The organism is Halorubrum sp. SD690R, from assembly GCF_005435035.1.
Lineage (GTDB): Archaea > Halobacteriota > Halobacteria > Halobacteriales > Haloferacaceae > Halorubrum > Halorubrum ezzemoulense.
Genome location: NZ_SGTV01000045.1, coordinates 1 through 19,532 on the forward strand (window position 1 = coordinate 1; position 19,532 = coordinate 19,532).

The 19,532-nt window shown below is 56.5% G+C and carries 16 protein-coding genes and 4 pseudogenes; 12 read left to right on the forward strand and 8 right to left on the reverse strand.

From position 1 onward, the window contains the following. Positions 1-83: 83 nt before the first annotated feature. From EXE41_RS20050 to EXE41_RS17005, 3 genes and pseudogenes are all read right to left on the reverse strand, one after another. A pseudogene (locus EXE41_RS20050) lies at positions 84-620 on the reverse strand (PAS domain-containing protein); the annotation flags it as partial. Between the two features lie 36 nt (positions 621-656). Beyond that, positions 657-2,189: pseudogene (locus EXE41_RS17000) on the reverse strand (PAS domain S-box protein); the annotation flags it as partial. 236 nt (positions 2,190-2,425) lie between these two features. Then, complete coding sequence (locus EXE41_RS17005; RefSeq protein ID WP_137691602.1) at positions 2,426-3,094, reverse strand: site-specific integrase; 669 nt, start codon at positions 3,092-3,094, stop codon at positions 2,426-2,428. 779 nt (positions 3,095-3,873) lie between these two features. Here EXE41_RS17005 and EXE41_RS17010 point away from each other — a divergent pair. Beyond that, a complete protein-coding gene (locus EXE41_RS17010) occupies positions 3,874-4,137 on the forward strand; it encodes a hypothetical protein (protein ID WP_137691603.1) in 264 nt (87 codons plus the stop codon). A gap of 268 nt (positions 4,138-4,405) precedes the next feature. Here the strand turns inward: EXE41_RS17010 and EXE41_RS17015 are convergent, their stop codons facing one another. From EXE41_RS17015 to EXE41_RS17030, 4 genes are all read right to left on the reverse strand, one after another. Beyond that, positions 4,406-5,485, reverse strand: a complete 1,080-nt coding sequence (locus EXE41_RS17015) for a hypothetical protein (protein WP_137691604.1) — start codon at positions 5,483-5,485, stop codon at positions 4,406-4,408. Beyond that, positions 5,482-6,585: a S49 family peptidase gene (locus tag EXE41_RS17020; RefSeq protein WP_137691612.1), complete on the reverse strand. Its 1,104-nt coding sequence runs from the start codon at positions 6,583-6,585 to the stop codon at positions 5,482-5,484. The genes EXE41_RS17015 and EXE41_RS17020 overlap by 4 nt, the downstream gene beginning before the upstream one ends. A gap of 151 nt (positions 6,586-6,736) precedes the next feature. Further along, entirely contained in the window at positions 6,737-7,867 is a 1,131-nt protein-coding gene (locus tag EXE41_RS17025) for a hypothetical protein (protein ID WP_137691605.1), read from the reverse strand. A 199-nt stretch (positions 7,868-8,066) separates the two neighbouring features. Next, on the reverse strand, positions 8,067-9,743 hold the full coding sequence (locus EXE41_RS17030) for a hypothetical protein (RefSeq protein WP_137691606.1): 1,677 nt from the start codon (positions 9,741-9,743) through the stop codon (positions 8,067-8,069). A 401-nt stretch (positions 9,744-10,144) separates the two neighbouring features. On the opposite strand from EXE41_RS17030, the gene EXE41_RS19420 reads away from it, so the two are divergent. Both EXE41_RS19420 and EXE41_RS17035 read left to right on the forward strand, forming a co-directional pair. Continuing rightward, positions 10,145-10,318 (forward strand): hypothetical protein, encoded by a 174-nt coding sequence (locus tag EXE41_RS19420; protein WP_199240898.1) that lies wholly within the window; start codon positions 10,145-10,147, stop codon positions 10,316-10,318. A gap of 364 nt (positions 10,319-10,682) precedes the next feature. After that, the gene (locus EXE41_RS17035; RefSeq protein ID WP_137691607.1) at positions 10,683-11,429 is read left to right on the forward strand and encodes an archaellin/type IV pilin N-terminal domain-containing protein; all 747 of its coding nucleotides are present in this window, start codon (positions 10,683-10,685) and stop codon (positions 11,427-11,429) included. Positions 11,430-11,586: 157 nt separating this feature from the next. Here the strand turns inward: EXE41_RS17035 and EXE41_RS17040 are convergent, their stop codons facing one another. Beyond that, the gene (locus EXE41_RS17040) at positions 11,587-11,991 is read right to left on the reverse strand and encodes an SHOCT domain-containing protein (RefSeq protein WP_137691608.1); all 405 of its coding nucleotides are present in this window, start codon (positions 11,989-11,991) and stop codon (positions 11,587-11,589) included. Positions 11,992-12,344: 353 nt separating this feature from the next. On the opposite strand from EXE41_RS17040, the gene EXE41_RS17045 reads away from it, so the two are divergent. The 9 genes and pseudogenes from EXE41_RS17045 to EXE41_RS17080 all read left to right on the forward strand — a co-directional run bounded on the left by EXE41_RS17045 (position 12,345) and on the right by EXE41_RS17080 (position 19,309). Beyond that, positions 12,345-13,133 carry a DUF5821 family protein gene (locus EXE41_RS17045; RefSeq protein ID WP_256370422.1) on the forward strand — a complete coding sequence of 263 codons (789 nt, stop codon included), beginning with the start codon at positions 12,345-12,347 and terminating at the stop codon, positions 13,131-13,133. Then, positions 13,052-13,228, forward strand: a complete 177-nt coding sequence (locus EXE41_RS20055; protein WP_256370423.1) for a DUF5821 family protein — start codon at positions 13,052-13,054, stop codon at positions 13,226-13,228. Before EXE41_RS17045 ends, EXE41_RS20055 begins: the two co-directional genes overlap by 82 nt. A 169-nt stretch (positions 13,229-13,397) precedes the next feature. After that, a complete protein-coding gene (locus EXE41_RS17050) occupies positions 13,398-13,679 on the forward strand; it encodes a helix-turn-helix transcriptional regulator (RefSeq protein WP_137691609.1) in 282 nt (93 codons plus the stop codon). 143 nt (positions 13,680-13,822) lie between these two features. Next, positions 13,823-14,182: pseudogene (locus EXE41_RS17055) on the forward strand (IS4 family transposase); the annotation flags it as partial. A 287-nt stretch (positions 14,183-14,469) separates the two neighbouring features. Continuing rightward, positions 14,470-14,712, forward strand: a pseudogene (locus EXE41_RS17060) (IS701 family transposase); the annotation flags it as partial. Positions 14,713-14,995: 283 nt separating this feature from the next. Further along, positions 14,996-16,108, forward strand: a complete 1,113-nt coding sequence (locus tag EXE41_RS17065) for a CARDB domain-containing protein (protein ID WP_158294434.1) — start codon at positions 14,996-14,998, stop codon at positions 16,106-16,108. Then, a complete protein-coding gene (locus EXE41_RS17070; protein ID WP_089309011.1) occupies positions 16,105-16,767 on the forward strand; it encodes an ABC transporter ATP-binding protein in 663 nt (220 codons plus the stop codon). Before EXE41_RS17065 ends, EXE41_RS17070 begins: the two co-directional genes overlap by 4 nt. Beyond that, positions 16,767-17,918, forward strand: a complete 1,152-nt coding sequence (locus tag EXE41_RS17075) for an ABC transporter permease (protein ID WP_394348117.1) — start codon at positions 16,767-16,769, stop codon at positions 17,916-17,918. Before EXE41_RS17070 ends, EXE41_RS17075 begins: the two co-directional genes overlap by 1 nt. A gap of 116 nt (positions 17,919-18,034) precedes the next feature. Next, entirely contained in the window at positions 18,035-19,309 is a 1,275-nt protein-coding gene (locus EXE41_RS17080; protein ID WP_137691611.1) for an IS4 family transposase, read from the forward strand. Positions 19,310-19,532 lie beyond the last annotated feature (223 nt).

Consider the following 19,532-nt stretch of genomic DNA (forward strand, 5'->3'; position numbering starts at 1 on the left):
TAACTGTCGACCGTGACACCGCCGAGATCGAAGAGGAGACGCCGGTAGGCGAGGGCAGTTCCGAGTGACCGGGAATACCTGAGCGCCCGAATCAGCAGGTCCTCAATGAGCGCGTCCATCCGGTCAAATGTCTGTGCTACGACGTCGATATGGTCACTCGCACACTCGTCCCGAATCAGTTCCAACCATCCTTAGGCCACACAGAGTGGGTTCCGTAAATCGTGGCTGACGATGCTGGCGAACTCTTCCAAACGCTCGTTCTGTCGTTACAATTTTTCTTCGTACTCTTTCTGCTCAGTAATGTTGGTGGCGATGCCACAGGTGGCGTATACGGAGCCATTGTCAAACAGTGGGACAATCCGGGTGAGAAAGTACTGACGACCGTCGTCGGTCTGAATGACCTCTTCGATCTCGACCTGTTCTCTCGTCTCATAGACTCTCTCGTCGTTCTGCTGAAATTTCTCAGCCACTTCCGCCGAGTGTAAATCTGCTGCCCGTTTTCCGGCGATGTCGGTATCGTCAGCAATGCCAAACAGGTCCCGATGATATTGATTCATATACACGTACTCGTGATCGGTGTTTCGAATCCACATCGCGGACTCAACGCTATCGATAACACCCTGTAGTTGGTTGGTGGTCTGGCGGAGTTCGGCTTCACGTTCTCGTTGCTCGGTGACATCCCGGAGTGTGCCGACCGACCCGTTGAACTCCTTGCCATCATACGGAAGGACGCCCATATGATCTTCGCAGACGATTGGGTCGCCTTCGCGGGGGTAAACCGTCACTTCGAATGTTACCGCTTCCGGGCCATCGCTCGATAGTAACCGTCCCAATTCCTGCTCGGCCCGTTGTACGGCCTCTTCGTCTTTGATCAGCGATGGTGTGTTCCCGAGAATCGTTTCCCGGTCGTAGCCGACTAATTCCACCAACTCGTCGTTAACGTACGTGAACTGCCCCTTTTCGTCAAGCACGTACACCGCATCACTGAGTGCCTCGATAATCGTCTCGTACTCTTCTAATTCAGTCTTCCGCCGCTCTCGGTCGGTAACATCCTGAAACTTCGAAAAAATCGTCTGGACGTCCCCATCTGCGCCGGTGACGACACGGTTGTGCCACTCGCAGGTGATTGCCTCGCCATCCTTCCGGACGTTCCTATTGATCATGTGGGTTCCGCCGTCCGAGTCAAGGAGTTTTTCTACAGCATCACCCACCTGTCCGCGGTCGTCACCAGCGACAATCCCCTCCCATGACTCGCCACACAACTCTGCCTCACTGTAGCCGAGAATCTCTTCGGCCCGTCTGTTCATCCGTTCAAACTGGAATTCAGAATCCCACTGGACTGCCCCAAGTGGTGATTCTTCAAAAAACAGCGATAATTGCTTCTGTCGCTGCCGAGCGGTCCGTTCGTGCTCCTCACGCTCAGTAATATCGTGACCGGCCCCCCGGAGCTTCGTTACCTCCCCCCCATTCTCGACAACCGGAGTAATTGTCATATCGAGGAGACGTTCCTCGCCGTCACCCGGTTGGAGTCGCCATGTGTCGTACAGTTCTTCGCGCGTCTCCAGCACCTTGTCGAGTGTATGCTGGATGTCTTCGCGGTCGTCTGGATGGAACAGTTTCAGCGCCTCCTCCAGAGGCATTTCGTGTTGGTTACGACGGCCAATGATTCGCCGGGTGCCTGCCGTCAGCACGACAGTATTGCTCTCTGTGTCCAGTTCGAAACCACCTGTATCACCGTTGAATTCCGTCAATCGCATCAACTGTTCTTGTCTGTCGGCCCGCTCGGCCTCGCGGCGGGTCCGAACGGCGTTGCGGATCCGGTTGGCCAAGAGTTCGTACCGTTCGGTGCCGCTCCCCTTCTGGAGATAGTCGGTGACACCGGCAGCAATGGCGTCACTGGCGACTGCCTCGCTGCCCTTGCCGGTGAAGAGAATAAACGGGAGGTCGGGATACTCCTCTCGGACAGCCTGTAGGAATTCGATGCCATCCGTGCCGGGCATATTGTAGTCCGAGACGACGCAGTCAGGCGGGCGGTCATTAATATTCTCCAACCCCTCATCGGCACTGGTCGCTGTCTGGACAGCGAAGCGGTCGTCCTCGCGTTCGAGAAACGTCCCTGTCAGGTCCGTGATGGAGGGGTCATCATCGACGTGGAGAATCTGAATCTCTTGGTGAGAACGGAACGGCATGGTCTACAACGTGTTATTATTATCAAAAAACTACTGGCTAACTATGAATTAATTTCTCGACATCGACAAGGTCAATTTCAGTCCTGATTCTGCTACATTTGAAATAACAATGCTCTGATGCTGACTATAACCTCTATATTCAGCAGTCAGTAGCAGCCCATATCACATATCGAATAGTTGTTTCGCCAGATTGAGCAAGAGCCATCTACAAATTGGCCTACCATTAGGCGTATAAATCAGTACAAAGAACGCGACTGAACTGTCGGCTCAAAAACCGGATCCGCACCCGGGTCGGACTCGACGTTCCCCGAGACGAACGAGATCTTCTCGCGCTCGCGTTCCGCAGCTGCCGGGCTCATCTCTCCGAGATAGTGGTTTCTGAACGTCTCCCAGTCTTCCCAGCCGCCCCAACTCATCACGACGGCAGGAAGAACACCGCAGTCCCATAGCAGATGACCGCCCCAAGTACGCCGGAGGTCGTGAACGTCGAGGTAAGTCCATCCTTCATCCCCAGTCGCGGCGTACCGACGCTCGCCAGCTCGCTTCACCCAGCGGTAGATCGAGTTCGGCTCAACGCTAACGACCGGCTCGTCGGGATCGCGCTCGTACGAGAGCGTTCGAACGGAACTGGCGAGTTCCTTCGGGATCGGCGTCTCGCGGTACTTCCCACGCTTCGCGTAGTCGTTCCAGACACGGAGGAACCCGTCGGGAGCGTGCGTGAAGTCGTTGCTGGTGACGCTGGCGATCTCCTCGCGACGGAGCCCGGCCTGAACGCCGAGCCGAAACGCGATCTCCTGCTCTGGGGACTTCGCCTCGTCGATGAGCGCTGCGACCTCGTCGTTCTCGTCGCTCTGGCTGAGCCAGACCCGCTTCCCGTCTCGTTCGGGGTAGTCGTCGAGTCGCATAGTAGGCTTAACGAGGTGGCGCTACTAAAAATCGTGTGGGATAGGTGTCTGAGGAGTCTCTTTGAGAGTCAGATCGGACGTATCGGTAGCCGAATCCCGGATTCTAACACATCCTGTGAAGACTGTGTTGAAATCCGTAATCGCTGATAGTTCGTTGAGGTCGTGCTGAATACGGACGGTATATTGGTTAGGATTGAGTTATGACAAACGTCGATTTCCTTATGCTGGAGCTGTGCTACTAATCATACATATGGGAGTTTCCAACCAGCTATTATTGACGTTGGCTATTACCAACACATTTACAGGCTGTATGAGCCTATTAGTGGTTTTGCTAGAAGGATATTCACCGACAAAAATGGCCACGTCAGTCGCATTTTTAATTCTCGGTTTAATTTTTATTAAATATTACTACGAACAAACTCAACAGTCGGATTCAATAAAATCTGCTACATAGTGTATTAAACTTACGCTCTGTATCGGTCAGGTCGATAATAACAGGCTCCGAGCAACTTGTCAGAGTTGTTCTGTATGGAGGGTACAAATCGGTAACGGTGGATCCGACCTGGAGGTGGCTGAGGGAGATACCTAACTGGCCATGAATGCGAGGCGTCTCTCAGTACGTCCGACAATTAATTACCCCAGTCGTCCGATATATCGAGATATAGTGCCAATCTCCGAAGAAGAGTTCGAATCGGGAACGGTGGAAGCCAGCGGTGACGAGCCGATTGCTAACGACGAGGGGGGCCGATCGAAACTGAAAAGACCTCATCAGGTCGTTTTTGAGCGAGCGACCAGACAGAGCGTTCACCGAGCGGGAAATCGTCCTCGGTGTTGATTTTATCCCCGTGTTCATGAGTCGGACGTGGAATCCACTCGGGGCGTTCATTGAGGGCCTAATTGATTTCGACGGTAAGGTTGCCGCCACGACAATTGTCGTCAATGACATCGATGAAGCACTCACCGAACTTGTTGAGGAAGGAATCGTGACGACCGAAGAAGTAGAGACAGAAAGCGGGGCATTGGTCTACTACAAACTGGCGTAAGAACTTATTCGTCGCTACTGGCTTCGGGACGAGCCCATCCTATTGATATCTTCCTCTGCGTTCACGCGGAGGAGGATATTAAGGAACTTCTCGGTGTACCGGGTGTTGGTAGGGGTCTCAGTAGCGCTTTTCACTGAATTGCGTTTTAGTATGGCGGTGCTGTTTCTACAGTATGAACAAGGCGAGTGTCCCGAGGCTTGACCCCGAGGCGGTTCATCAGAACTCACGCCAAAATTAATTGGACCACGCCGTTACAGATCGGCGTCGACTACGCGGTCGCGTTGCCGGATGGGTCAGTCTCGTTGCCCGACGGCTCCGGTGGTCCAGGCGGCGGCGTCGTCCCGCCCGGTGGGACCGTTGCCCCCGGCGGAACTGCCCCACCCGGACCGGCTCCCGGTCCAAATGACACGTCGGGGTTCGGTCCGGTCACGAGGAAGTCCGCGATGTTGCCGATCAGCACGCCGTTGTCGGCACGGCCGGCATTCTCCGGTTCGAGGAAGCTCGAGTCCCCGAACACTGCGAGTGAGTCGCTACGGACTGCGACCCCGTAGGAGCCGGTCTCACGAGTCGTTGACAGTTGTGACGTCTCCGCGGTGGTGAACGTTGTCGATCCACCGGCCACGCCGATCGGCGCGGCGCCGCGGAAGACTGCCTCCTCAACGCCTTCCGTCAGCGACCCCGAGCCGGTCGGCTCGCCGAGTACGCTGAGGTAGTTCGCGTCGTTGTGCTCCATGTCGTATACGTACCCCGCCTTACCGTAGACGCCAAACGGCGAGCCGAAGTCGGTAAGCGCGCCGGTGCCGCCCGGATCGCTCGTTACAAGCGTCCGACCGCCGGCTTCGACGAACGACTCAACCGCGTCAGTATCGGTTGCCGACAAGGCGCTGGGGCTCGTGGTGACGAACGCGTCCGCGTCCGAGAGCAGCGACGGCAGCGGTTCCGCGCCGAAGGCTCCTCCATAGAACCGAACCTCATGGCCGCTCTCGACGAGCGCCGCGGTTAGCGGTGCGACACCGCGCCGGACACCACCGAGGGACCCGATGTCCGCTTTCGTGGGCGCATCGCCGTCTTCGATCGGTAGGACCGGCGCGCTGCCGCCGAGTCCAGCCGCCGCGCCGCCGAGGTGGACGACGACGGTGTTCGACGGTTCGGAGCTCTCCATTTCGACCTCGCCGCCCTCGCTGACGGTTTCCGGCTCGACCGTGTCCAACCGCCAGTGGTCGTCCGCAACGGCGTCAGTCTCGGGCGATCCGCCGTCAAGGACGACGCCGCCGACGGCGGCGACGCCGACGACCGCGAGGAAGACCAGCGCGAACGCGCCGACCGTCGTTCGCAGGTCGACGTTCATTCACCGTCACCTCTGTTGACCGTGGCCGTGTCGTCAGTCATCGCGTCCGCTGCGTCGCCGTCTGTAGGTAACTGTCCAGTGTAGCTCGTCATGATCACGTCGTCGCCGACAGTTTCGTCCCACGCCTGCGGCGCGACTGCGAGTATCAGCCCGTCGCCGAACTGCTTTTTCGAGCCGTCGACGACGACCGTACCGTCGTCTTGTTCCAACAGCGGAATGCCGCCGGGGATGCGGCTCTCGGTGCGGCGGGTGTCGACCGCGTAATCGTTGAGTCCCGCTTCGCTCGCAGCGTCGGCGACCGCGCCGTCGACGAACCCAAACCGGTCGGCGAAGCCATTCTCAACTGCCTCGGTGCCAAGGTACGCGTCGGCGTGGGCGATCGCCTCGCGGTCGAGTTCGATCTCCTCGCCGCGTTGTTCGAGCACGTTCTCCAGGAAGAGGTTCGCGAGCGTCTGTCGGCGCTCGCGTTGGGTGTCCGGGTCGCTCCCGCGTTTGTCCGGCCCGGTCGTCCCGGCGCTGGGACCGCTTGGGGCCGGTGCGGTGCCGGCGACGCCGACGCTGCCGACCGCCTGCGCGGAGGGCGCGACGTAGATGCGGTCGGCTGGCGCAATCGCGAGGTAGGCGCCCGACGCGCCGAGCGTGTCGACGGCGGCGTAGACGGGCATCACCGACGCGGTGCGGTCGACCGCGGCGTACATCCGTTCGCTCTGTGCGGGGAGGCCGCCTCCGCTGTTAACCTCAAGGACGACCGCTTCGATTGAGTCGTTCGTGCGGGCGTCGCGGAGGTTGTCCTCAACGTGTTGGGCCGTTGCTGAATCGATGGTTCCGTCGATTTCGACCACAGCGACGGTGCCGTCTGGACCGGTGACGGCGCCGTACACGCCGGGCGCGACCAGCAGCCCCGCGGCCACCGCGAGGATTACCGCGACGCCGACCGCGTGTCGCGTCTCGATCCGATCGAACCCCGTCGCGCTCGTGTCTCCGGAAGTCGATCGCTCGGCGGTCGGCGGCGAGCGCGCGTCGGTCGACCGATCGTCCGCCGCGGCGTTCGCGTCGTCGGTGTCGTCCGGTGTTCTCGACGGCGAGTCGTCGGAACTCATCGATTCGTCCTCGTTTGGTGCCACGGTCGCGGCGTCGTGTGCTGTATCGTCGTCATCGTGGATTCGCATGCGCGTTTGTCCGTCGATACGTCTGTATTTCTATCGCGATCGGCGGTGTCGTGGTAGACGCCGCCGCGGTCGTCGCCGCCGCTCACGCGTCGGTCACCTCGATCGGGTCGCCCACGGCTGCGTCGAACAGCGACGCGTGGGACGCGAACAGCTCGCTCTCGGCGGCGGCGTCGACGATCACGGTCCGTCCGTGTCTGGTGACGGTCGCGTCCGACAGCGAAGTCTCTCCTTCGCGGGCCGCCCTTGCGATCGCCTCCGCTGTCTCCCTGTCAAGTCGACGAGGGTCCGCGACCGCGCCGTACCGCAACGCGACGCTCGGACCGTCTGAGCCGCTGCCACCATCTCCGGGCGCGCCGCCGCTCTCGGACCCCTTGTCGGTCACACGGAGTGACGCCCCAACTGCGGCCGACGCGTCGACCGCGGTTCGGAGTTCGACTGGCGCGTCGGCCAGCAGACTCCTGAGATGTTCCCGGGCGTCCGCTCCCAGATCGATACACACTGTCGCATCCCCGTCAAGCAAAGGCGGAAGCGACCCGAAGCTCGTAGTCGTTCCTGCCCGACGCCCGCGGTCACCGTCGAGTCCAGCGTCGCGGTGTGTCGCGGCAACCGCAGGCGTTGGGCCGTACGCCACCACGAGTTCATCCGCCGCGACGGCGACCGCCGACCCTAGGTTCCGCGCTCGGAACCGAGCGAACCCGGAGTCGTCTTTCACCTCGCGGGCCACATCGGGGTCAGCGCCGAGTTCCGCAGCGAGCTCCGACGCGTTGACGTCACCGACAGCGACCGCGCACCCCTCTGGTCCTCTCCCAGTGAGCGCGGCGCTTCCGGCTGCCTGTCGCACGCCGTCAAGCGACACGCTCTCGTACCGATCGAGGAGGCGTTTAACCCGAGTCCCGATCCCACTGGGGAGCCCGGTCGCTGTCAGGACTGCCGGATCGATCCGGCCTGTCACGACGGTGTCGACGGCACTTGACGTGGTTGCTGCCGGGTCGTAGCTTCCAGCGGCGACCGCGGAGCGTGGCCTGTCGGATCCTGGGCTGGCCTGGTCGCTTTGCGTCTCGCCGTCCGACTCGACGGTGGCTCCGGTCGAGCCAACCGCGAGGGACGAGTCGGGCGGCGGTTCGGAGGTCAGAGCGTCGATCGGTCCACCGATTCCAAACCCAGTCGCTGCGAGCGCGGCTACGCGCTTCGCGAACGTCCGTTTGGAGGGCATCGTTTCAGGTGGCTGCTGACAAGTAATAATACTACCGAGTGGCGACGCAGTAAAGAGAAAGCCTCGCGCTACAGCACAAGGGGGCTGTCAACGCGACATGCGCTGTGGCTTAATTTCGGCGGTTGTTGCCCTGTTATCGGCTTCGTCCCCGCGGCGAATATGAGGCTTTCGCCTCGAATTTCCGTATACGCAACTGTGTCTAGCTTCCTAGCGCTCTAGCGGTCGCGTTCTCTGTGCCAGCAGTGCTGTTTGTTGGTGTCCGGATCTCGACCGATTCGTCGTCGTACACTGTCATGGTCTCAATTACAGTGCCGTTCTCAGCAACTCGTTGGACGATGACTGTCGGCGCCCCCGCAGTCGTGTCAGTTGGGTCCGTCTCTGTGGGTGTCTCAACTGGGGTCTCCCCTCCGAGGAACTGCGTGATTGCGTCAGTCTGTTCAAATGAATCGACGTCACCGGATCTTGCGTCGACAAATGCAACGTATGCGATCCCACTGTTGTCCTCAGGGACGACGCGTACTTGCCAGTACTCTCGATCGTTGATAACTGTAAGGATCGGCTCGGCTGGGGTAAAGCGGTCCCAATCTGTTTGTGGTGCTGACTGCCTTACGAGGTCCGCTGCTCGCTGTGGGCCGAACAGTGAGTCGGCTGGCACGTACCGTTCGAAGGTTCCGTTTTGACCATCGATGGTCCACAGCTCTTGAAGTCCCTGTGCGTTGCCGTACGGTTCGACGGCGACAACGTATTGCGGACCTGACTCAGAGAGGATAAAGAACGGCTGGTCATTTTCGTCTCCGGGGAGCGGTGCGATCTCGATTTCGTCTTCGTGACTGGTGTAGGTGTTGAGAATTCCGTTGCGGTACTTCGTCGCAGCGACCGACTGAAGCGCCAACTTCTCAGGGTACAGCTGCTGATTGTCGAGAATTGGGCTGGCTACAGCCTCAGAGGGAGAGAGCGTTTCGATCGAACCGCTTGGATCGATGACGGCGACGCCTCCCCACTGTGGTGTAGAGTGCGGAAGCGGCGTCAGGTGGAATGTTGGTTCCGAGTACGGGACGGCAATGTACTGCGTATTGTTGTGAATAACCATTTTCGGGTCACCGTAGTCGACAAGATACGCCTGCGATTTGAGGAGTTCCCACCGATAGTTCCGGTGGAAGATCGTCCCGACACCGGTCTCAAGCTCGCCATCAACGGACCGTACATTCGCCTGCTGGGTTGTCATATCGACGAGGACGGTCCCGGCCTGTCGTTTGGTGATCTTATTGAACAGGCCGTCCGGAGCGAGCGGTGCCGCCCAGTAGGGAGTCCCGTTCACCACGCTAATGTCTGTGTCACCGACGCGGTACTGCGGCCGATTGAGCGTGTTCGATGCGTACCGATCGGCAACCGCTCGCGTGACGATACGTGGATTATCGGCATCAACATCGTCGAGTCGCTCAACGGTGGCTGTCTGGCTCATCGTTTGGTCGCTCAATGTGACGCCGGCAACCGCGTTGGCGACGGGCATCAGCGCAAACGCAGTGATCACGAGGACGACTACCCCGACACGAAGTGGGGTAATCGTGTGGTCATTGCTGGTGAGCGCGTTGACGACCGTCTCAACGCCACCACCCGCCCGTGCGGTGGCCCACGCAGCGATGCTACCGGCAACGATACCAAACAGCAGTAGCGGCGTCGTGTACACCGCGTAGATGAGTCCATGGAGCCACGGTCGGAAGAACCACCCTATGGCAACAGCAAGGATTCCAACAATGCCAAGCGGAATCCACGGTGGGGACGACTCGTGCTGATCCGAGTTGCCTGGTGGCCAGTCGGTGAGCTCATCATCGGATGACTGTTCGTCTGAATCGTCAGATGGAGGGCGTGTTGACATTGATCTGGATCGTGAAGTTATGGCTCTGAAACGTGTATGTGTGGAGCCATGAGTTACTCAACTCGAGTCCCCAAGTAATCAGGGCAACTCGCCGATTGAGAGAGGGAACCTAATGGAACCACAAGATGGAGTGATTTCTACCAGCAAATAAATATTGTACAACTGACTTCGTTGGAATCTCATCCTTCTAACAGAAGATAGGCTGAAACAGCTGGTAGCTGAGGACTATATCTGGACCGCCTTCTCGACAAACTACAGCGATAGGAGTCACGATTGACATCCGCCTCGCGCTGAAGCGCGAGACTTTCTCCTTGTACTCCCGTAAGAGACAGATCCGACGCCGCAGTTACCCTCGTTGCTTCTTATAAACATTTATTCGTGATCTGTCACAGATTAAACTGATGCCCTCTGTACTCGAACGACCGGTGTTTCACTACGGAATTCCGTTCATCAACGCCGCGATTATCGCTGTAATCGGGTTTACCGTGTTTAGTGGCGTAGCGCGTCTGTTCGCACTCGTACTCGCCGGTCTCGAGGTCGTTGTGGTCCCACAGATACTGAAACGCGCGGCGTAGCTTAACTCACTCGCCGCTGAGTGGATACCAGCTATAATTGAACGCCATTGACAGGCGCATTACACTCACCAAACGAATGAGGATGTGACGGCCCGCAACCTGTACGTCACTTGGTGACGCTGCTAAGCGTTCAATGCGCGGGCCGGTCACTACATTCCCTCCATTCAGCACGCGATATTTTCCAGTTCATGAGGATCTCAACAGGGCATACTGAATAGAGCGCGTATTTCCCACTCTCATGTGGCGTGTGACTAGACAGTGATGACTAATATTAGAATTGATATGTGGATCGAAATGTATACCCCCGGAACAGGCCGTTGTATTGGTATGAGTGGCAGTCTGGTCGCCTGCGCCGGAGTGAGCGATGGACGGTAGCCGTGACCGCGGCGTTACGACCGTCGTTGCCACGATTCTTATGGTCGCCATCGTAGTAATACTCGCTGCTACCATCAGCGTCGTTATTCTTGACTTCGAGAGCGAGCTCCCAGAGCCGCAGCAACTGCGCGGGTTCGGCGACACGGAGGTGACGCTCGGGCCCGAACACCGATCGTGGGGCGGGTGGAACAATGGTAACAGCAATCCCCCCCGCGGAGATATTGATGTCGTTCGAGTGCCCTACGTCGCAGGGCCGACCTTCCAAGGCGACGAGGTCGGTTCGATACTGGTCAGCTGGGAGGGTAGCAACGGCGAGGGCGGTCAGGTTCGGTTCCTGAATCCCAACCGCTTCGACGCGGACACCGCTCAGACGTTCCACGACGGCGATGTCGGGGATTTCTGTACCGGCGATTTCGGCGTCGGTGAGACACTGACGATCCGGATGGCTCACAACCGGTATCAAGCGGGGGGAACCGGGACCGATGTGGCAGATATTGGTGAGCAGTACGTCGAGTCGAACCAGAACGACATCGCTCGCGGCGATGACGAGCCTTTCTTCCGGGTCGAAAACAGGTATCCGATCGATTTCAGCGGCGACCGCCCGATGGAGCCGGGAGACTCAGTTGAGATCCTTCTTATTGGCGTCAACGACGAACAGCCCATCGCCAGAACGACCGCAGTCGCGACCGCAGCGAGCGGCGAGCCCACAGAACGAGACAAGCCAGAGTGTCGCTAAAAACAGTCGACAGTCGCAGATTCTAACACATCCAGAGACGGCGTGATTGAAATTCGAGGTCGCTGATAGTTCGTCGAGATTGTGCTGGATACAGAGCGCGAACGTGGCACGTCGCAGTGACGAAATCGATATATATCGATTCGGTCAGCGTAAATACCTACTCTAACACACGTTCACTCTCGGTCTTTCGCTGTTCCGGTTCTTCCGTTTCGATGAGTTGATCAAGACGTCGCTCAAATGCTTCGTCGTCAATTTCGCCCTCCGCGTATCGTCGTCGAAGCGTTTCAATCGGTGTCTCATTTGCGTCGTCTATCTGCTGGTCGTCCTGTGGACTGGATGCTGGAGCCGCATTCGCCTGACGGACGACACCTAGTGTTAACTGTCCGGATATTCCGAGTATTATTGTACTGACCAAGAGAAACAAGAGGCCTGCCGCAACGTTTCCACTCAGTCCGATAAGTCCGAGCACAAACGCGGGGACACCGAGCAAACCGCCGATGATAGCAATCGCAGTTCGACCAGCGGGGCTGTGGGGGGCATAGCGGTGGACCAATTCGTACACAATACCTCTATGACCATTTTACAACTTAAAAATCGCGGAAGTGGAACTGAACCCCTCTAGAAGATGTATATCTGCTTGGTTAGCGGGACAGAATACTAGCGAGTCAGCATGCACGTTCTATCGGTTAGTTCTGGATTTAGATGGAGAAAAAACGGAGTTTCCGTGCTATCTACACTCTCTGTATCTCGCACCTCACTACTGACAGAAACTGAGAAGATCTCGTGGGCGCTGCTGAATACACTGCGCGAGTCTGTCACCCATCTACAGACTGGGTGGTATGACGGTTGTACAACCACCATGGATTCTATTACCCCAGATCGAGGGTCACTACTGCGACCAACAATCTGCTTCCTATGAGCGTACTCGAAACGGATAGTCAGATCTATCCCGTAACCGACAAAGTAGTCCAATCCTCAGATATCACATCTGTTAAGTACATATCGATAAAATTACAAAATATGACCAAACAACACATTTTCACTCAGATGATTCTCGAACGAGAGGAGCCAGCATTGTTTATCAATCCTCGCTCTGAACAAATCGCAGCCTTCGCAGAGGAAGCAGTAACGGTTGAGGACCAGCCCAAGGTCCGGCTACTCGCAGACTCAGATGAAATCAAAGACGCCCTCTACAGCTTCCTCACGGCCTCAAAGATCGCCGAACTCATCCACCGGGAGCAACTCAGCCTCCGAACACTCACAGAGCCAGTCCAGAATACCATCTTCACAACCGAATCTGAGACTGTAGTTCCTGTGATGGACAAGCACAGTATTTCGAGCTCGGACCCCGAGCTGGTCTCATCAGTCTACGATGAGTTCGACTCCAGATTCGAGGCTTCCGAACAGTATCACCTCCGGACACCCGCCCTCTCAGTAGTGAAACAGACGCTCCGAGAAGAGATCGGCGACGATATCGCAGCCGAACTCGACGAAGTCCTCGCACACGCTGAAGAGATTGCCAACAGCAACGAATACCTCAGTATCGTCGAGATCATGCTCATCCTCGCAGCCCGCAACGAGTCCTCCTCTACGACGTCTCAAAATGGGGAGAGGATACGGGTATCGCTTCGAAAGCGACCTTCTCACGGGCCAAATCAGCACTCGAAGATGCTGGCCTCATCGAGACTGAAAAAGTTCCACTAGACATCGGTCGCCCCCGACTTCGCCTTATCGCAACCGACGAGCTCGCGACAGCAGACCTGAAAACACTCTCCACCGAGATCCGGTCTCCGCTGTAGTATCCGCCCCACGGTAGCCACCAACTATGGAGACGGAGATACGGTACTTCTCTGACCCAAGCGTAAGATGAAGTAGACAAAATTACTGTGTAGAGGGTGTGAAACGTATTCGATAACACGCAGTCACCAGATCGATAGTATTTCAAAACTCGAATACGTAAATTGTGACATGTACGACCTCACTGGCTTTCAGCGCGATCTGCTATACGTCGTTGCCGGACTTGATGACCCACATGGGCTCGCAATCAAAGACGAACTCGAAGACTACTACGAAAAAGAAATCCATCACGGGCGGCTGTATCCCAATCTCGACACGCTTGTCGAGAAGGGACTCGTCGAAAAGAGTCAGCGCGACCGACGGACCAACGAGTACAGCACTACTCGCCGGGGCACGAGAGAGATTGAAGCTCGGGCTGAATGGGAAGCCGGGTATATTGACCACGACGCGTGATCGAACCGCTACGTTCGAAGACTGGTACGTGTTTAGCCCGAACTGATTTCGCTGCTATCTCATCATCCGTTGTAGTTTAACGCCTCACGCCAGCGCCGTCTGCTGATCTGAATATCGTTGGGACTACCTGTCAGAGAAACCCGGTGGCTGCTGTGAGTTACCAACCACCGGATTCAGTGATTGTTGACCGGATCAAAAGAGCGTTTCCCTCTGATGAGTTGCGCGAGCGCGCTCGCGCAACGAATCTCGTCCAACGAGAGCGCAAGTTCGACACTGTCGCGTTGTTCTACTCCTTCTCACTGGGTTTCGCTGCTGGATCAGATCGCTCTATTCAGGCATTTCTCGAACGGTTTGTCGAAATGGCTGACTGTGACGAACTCGCTTATCCAACCTTCCACGGCTGGTTTTCACCCGCGTTCGTTGCACTCCTGCGAGAGATTCTCGATGACGCCATCGAGAATCTCGAACCGGGACAAACCGACCTCAGCGGACGTCTCGAACGTAATGACTGAGAAAAGGTTTGAAAGCTAATCGGCAAAAGAGGATTGAAGCTCTAAGAGATCCGTACACCAAGTGTACGGCAATCTAATCGTGTTTTCATATTCATCGTAGTTTCACTCGATTAATTTGGTGGGGTCCGAATTCATCGGTTACACACCTGAGAAAGACGGTTTTCGTGATGAGTATATAAACGACGGTTGGATGGTTTCACACTATCTGTAAAGTGAGGGTAGAAGCTGTCTATCGCTAGATCTCTGCGCTCGTTTACAGAGCTGATCTAACTCATTAGCACTGGCACCTTCTGATGGCTGCCTACAGTCTCGTCCGTCTTGATCCCGAATCGAGCGCCTTGGGGACGGTTCGCTCGAAAGCGTCATCGCTTCGAGCGAACCTCGAACACTCGCTGAAAGAAGCCGTTTACAACCTTCTCTCGTGGGTTCGAGACAACGATGATCGTAGCGTCGACGACCTGATGGAAGAGATTGATCACCTCTTCGTTCACTCAACAGCCGACGCTAACGTTCAAAGCTGAGTCTCTAAGCCGAATAGAGCTCACCCGGGGACAGGCCAAAACCGCAAGACAGCAAGCCATCAACAATGTCCTATACAAGAACGCTCAACATAGGCTTGGCTTTTTTATCCACAGACTGATTTAAATGAGATGTGCAGGTACATTCCCTCCAACACACAGTTCGGTGCGAGATTTGCTGGTACATGCCGACACAACTTGCTCTGGCTGCCCCAAAGCGGGTGATATCCTCGTGAGACGGCAACAGCTGCTGCCAGTTTTTCTTACACTTCTCACAATTGTATGTGTGACATTCGGGGGCGCAACTGTCGCTTCTGCGCAACAATCGGCAGTCAGCGTGTCTGTAGATGCTTCACCAGAAGATCCGGTTGTTGGTGAAACGACGACATTCAATGTCACAGTGACAAATCAAGAAGGCAGCAACAGCATCGCTGATGTCTCTAGTATCATGCTTCGAACGAATCAAGAGCACTATGAACGCGTTGAAGATGTCGGGTCACTTGCTCCCGGTGGAAGCCTCACCGTCAAAATGACGACGACCTTTGAGCAAGCAGGGCAAAAAAACCTCAAAGCGCACGTTTCTGCTAAACGCGCATCTGGCGGAAATCTCCGTGCCATCTACAGTCCTGTGACAGTAGATGTACAAGAACTCGATATCAACGGTGGGCTGTCGACGACCTCAAACGGGTCTGATGAGACCACGGTCACCTTCACGAACTACGGAAACGTCGAACTGTCTAACATCGAGATAACGGCGACAGCGGACGACAGCGTGCGTGACAACAGAGATGTGTTTGATGTCGATCCCGACGAGGAGACCTCGGTAACATTCGACACCGGAGAGTACGACACTGACACCATCAACTTCTCCGCGACGTATACTGCACGCGGTGAGCAGTACGAAACAACGCGGACAGCAACACGCGACCAGCAGGTCACGGGAGAGATTCGCCTCACGAGTATCGACGTGACAGCAAGCGGCTCAACGGTCTCGATCGATGGTGAGGCAGCGAATATTGGTGGCACCGATGTTGAGTCGGTTCTCATCAGCATCCCGACGACAGATGGCATCACTCCCGCCGGTGGGTCTGGAGAGTACTTCGTTGGGTCTGTTGACGCCAGCGAATTTTCGACGTTCGAACTGACAGCGAGCGTTGAGCGAGATACAGTCCCGATTAGGGTCGCGTATATCGCTGACAATGACCGCGTGACAAAGACACAGACAGTCGATGTAACGTCACTCAATGCGACTACTGGAGCAGCGGGGCAGACCCAACCAGAAGCCACCTCGGGGGGCGAACAGAACCAGTCCGGACTGCCACTCCTACCGATAATCCTTGGAGTAGTGCTTGTTCTTACACTAGGAGGCCTCGGCCGATATCTGTGGAATCGTGAATGAGTGTAATCCAACTCAGAGACGTAGTCAAACGATACAACACCGAGGCTGAGACAATCGAGGCGCTGAAAAATGTCGACTTCCACGCTAACCGCGGTGAGATGGTCGTCGTGACCGGGCCGTCAGGAAGCGGGAAAAGCACGATGCTCAACATGATCGGTTTGTTAGATACTCCGACTACGGGCGAGATTTTCCTTGACGGGCGCAACATCACCGATTTCGATGAGGATGAGCGGACGGAGGAACGTCGGTCACAGCTTGGATTCGTCTTCCAAGACTTCCACTTGCTTCCGATGCTCACAGCCGAGGAGAACGTTGAGCTGCCGTCAATGTGGGACACCGATGTTGATCGTCGAGAGCGTGCTTCCGATCTGCTAGAGCGGGTTGGTCTCGGTGACCGACTCACGCACACGCCTGACGAACTCTCTGGCGGACAACAACAGCGCGTCGCCATCGCCCGTTCGCTGATCAATGAACCCGATATCCTGCTCGCAGACGAGCCAACTGGAAACCTCGATCAAGACACTGGGAAGACGGTTCTCGATGAGATAACCCGACTGAAACAAGAAGAGAACATCGCGGTCGTCTCGATCACTCACGACGAACAGCTAGTGGAGTATGCAGATCGAGTTGTCCGTATTGTTGATGGGGTGGTCCAGTAGTGGGGCGTACAAGCGTTCTTCGTCGCTTCCCAAGCGTGCTGATGGCGTGGCGAAACCTCGGTCGCAACCGGACCCGGACCGCTCTCGCGGTGCTGGGTATCGTGGTCGGCGTGATTGCGATCGCGTCACTCGGTATGGCTGGGGTGGCGCTCGAACAGCAGGCCACCTCAAGCCTCGGTGGTCTCACCGATCAAGCAGTCATCTCGCCGGGAGAAGATATCGATACTGACGGCATCACCGATGCGCAAGCTGAGACGATTCGGGATATCTTGCCAGGGGTAACCGTCATTCCGCAAAAAACGAATTTTACAGAGCTTTCAGCACGGAATGGCGAAGAAGCGAACGTTCAGGTAACGGGTCTGACAAACCCAGCACCGTTATATGATCTCTCTGTTGGAGCTGAGCCCACACGGCTTGAAACAGGGGCTCTCATTTCCGAAAGTACTGCCCAGACACTCGGGCTGGAGATCGGTGATCCAATCGAATACGAAGGACAACTGTTCCGTATTCGGGGATTCATCGCCTCACAAAGTGGCTTTGGTTCTGATGGCGGGGGAGAACTTGTGCTTCCGCTCTCAGCGCTCAACCAACAGGACGACTATAATTCTGTCACCATCATCGCTGAGGACGGAGATGCCGCAACCAAAGCGGCAACCACGATAGAGGAGCACTTCAACGAGGACGATGACGAAGTTCTCAGTGTGACCACCTACGCGAGTGTCCAAGAGAACATCAGCTCATTTACCGACACGCTAGAGCTTGCACTCCTCGGTATTGGCTCTATTTCACTGTTCGTAGCGAGTGTTGCCATTTTGAATGTCATGTTAATGAGCACAATAGAACGGCGGGGAGAAATCGGAGTGTTACGTGCCGTGGGTGTCCGCCGCGGCGAAGTACTCCGTATGATACTGACCGAGGCCGCATTCTTAGGTGTGGTCGGTGGGCTTGTCGGCGCTGCTGGATCTCTCGTCGTCGGTGTGGTGATGTTCAACGTGTTAGCCGGTGACCCAGCCCTTGCATTAGCTTGGTCAAGTTCGAGATACCTCCTGTATGGATTCATCTTCGCGCTCGTCGCAAGTATTCTGAGCGGGATCTATCCCGCATGGAAGGCTGCTAATGAATCACCAGTGGATGCGCTTCGTGGTTCGTGAGGCATCCGTCTTTAGTTAAGCGAGAAACCGCGTGATAGCGGCGGCTTATCGAGGCATCTTTCGGAAGGAGTGAGGAAGTCCAGTCTGTGTACGACAAGGACTCCTCACCCCGGATTATGCGTCGGCTCACTATACTGTTTCCCTCTGAGTTCCTCGAAGAGCACGCCGAGGAACTTGGCGTGGTCGAACGAGACCGCAAACTCCAGATCCCTGCCTTCGTTTGGGCGTTCGTGTTCGGCTCCGCCGCAGGCGAAAGCCGAACACTCGCCGGGTTTAGACGCTGTTACAACTCTACTGCCGATGAGACGATTTCGCCGGGTGGATTCTATCAGCGGTTGACACCGACGCTTGCGGAGTACCTCCGCGACCTCGTCGAGCGCGGCCTCGACGAGGTCGCTGTTCCTAACGCTGTTGACGCTGATATCGACCGATTTAGAGACGTGATGATCGCTGATGGAACGGTGTTGCGGTTACACGAATTTCTCTCAGATCAGTTCGAAGCCCGCTACGAGGAGCAGGCTGGAGCGAAGCTCCACCTGCTCCACAATGCCACAGAGCAGACGATTGAACAGCTCGATACTGCTAACGAGAAAACGCACGACAGCACCTTGTTCAAAACAGGGCCGTGGCTTGAGAATCGCCTCATGCTGTTCGATCTCGCCTACTTCAAGTACCGCCGGTTTGCGCTGATCGACGAAAACGACGGCTACTTCGTGAGTCGGCTGAAGCAGAACGCGAATCCGGTGATTACGGCAGAATTACGGGAATGGCGCGGCCGCGCCATTCCCTTAGAGGGCAAGCAGCTCCGAGCTGTTCTCGACGATCTCGATCGGAAGTACATCGATGTAGAAGTCGAAGTAGAGTTCAAACGAGGGCCGTACAATGGGACACAGTCGCTGGATACGAAGCGATTTCGCGTCGTCGGCGTCCGCGACGAGGACGCCGACGACTACCACCTGTACATGACGAATTTAGCGAGGAAGGAGTTCTTTCCGGCGGATTTAGCGGAGATTTACCGCTGTCGGTGGGAAGTTGAGTTGCTGTTCCGGGAGCTGAAGACGCAGTACGAGTTGGACGAGTTCGACACGAGTGACGAACACGTGGTGAGGATCTTATTGTACGCAGCGCTGCTGTCGCTGCTTGTAAGCCGCGATCTGTTGGACCTAGTCACTGAGCAGGCGGATGATGAGCTTGTGTTTCCGACAGAGCGCTGGGCGGCGACCTTTCGGTCGCACGCCCAGCTCATTCTCCACGAACTCGGTGAGTTCCTCGGCTACTCACCACCGCCGCTGCTCGACCGGCTGATCGAAGACGCTCAAAAGATCCACAAGCGACGACCAATCTTACAAGAGACGCTCGCTACTGCTACACAACCGAGGTGTGAGGCTTAACTAAAGACGGATGGGCCCATTATTAGGGCTAGAATTAGTTCTAATGTAGGTGTTCAGATAATCCCCGTTTCCTGTACGGTCGCTCGTCTGTAGGAAATTGTTGGTACAGTTGTCGCCAGTTGAGTGGAGGAACTAATCGACCTTCTAAGCATCGCTACCGTGAACTCCCAATCTGATTCATACACCGCAAGCCGCAAGACCGCAGTCTATCAACAATGTGCTA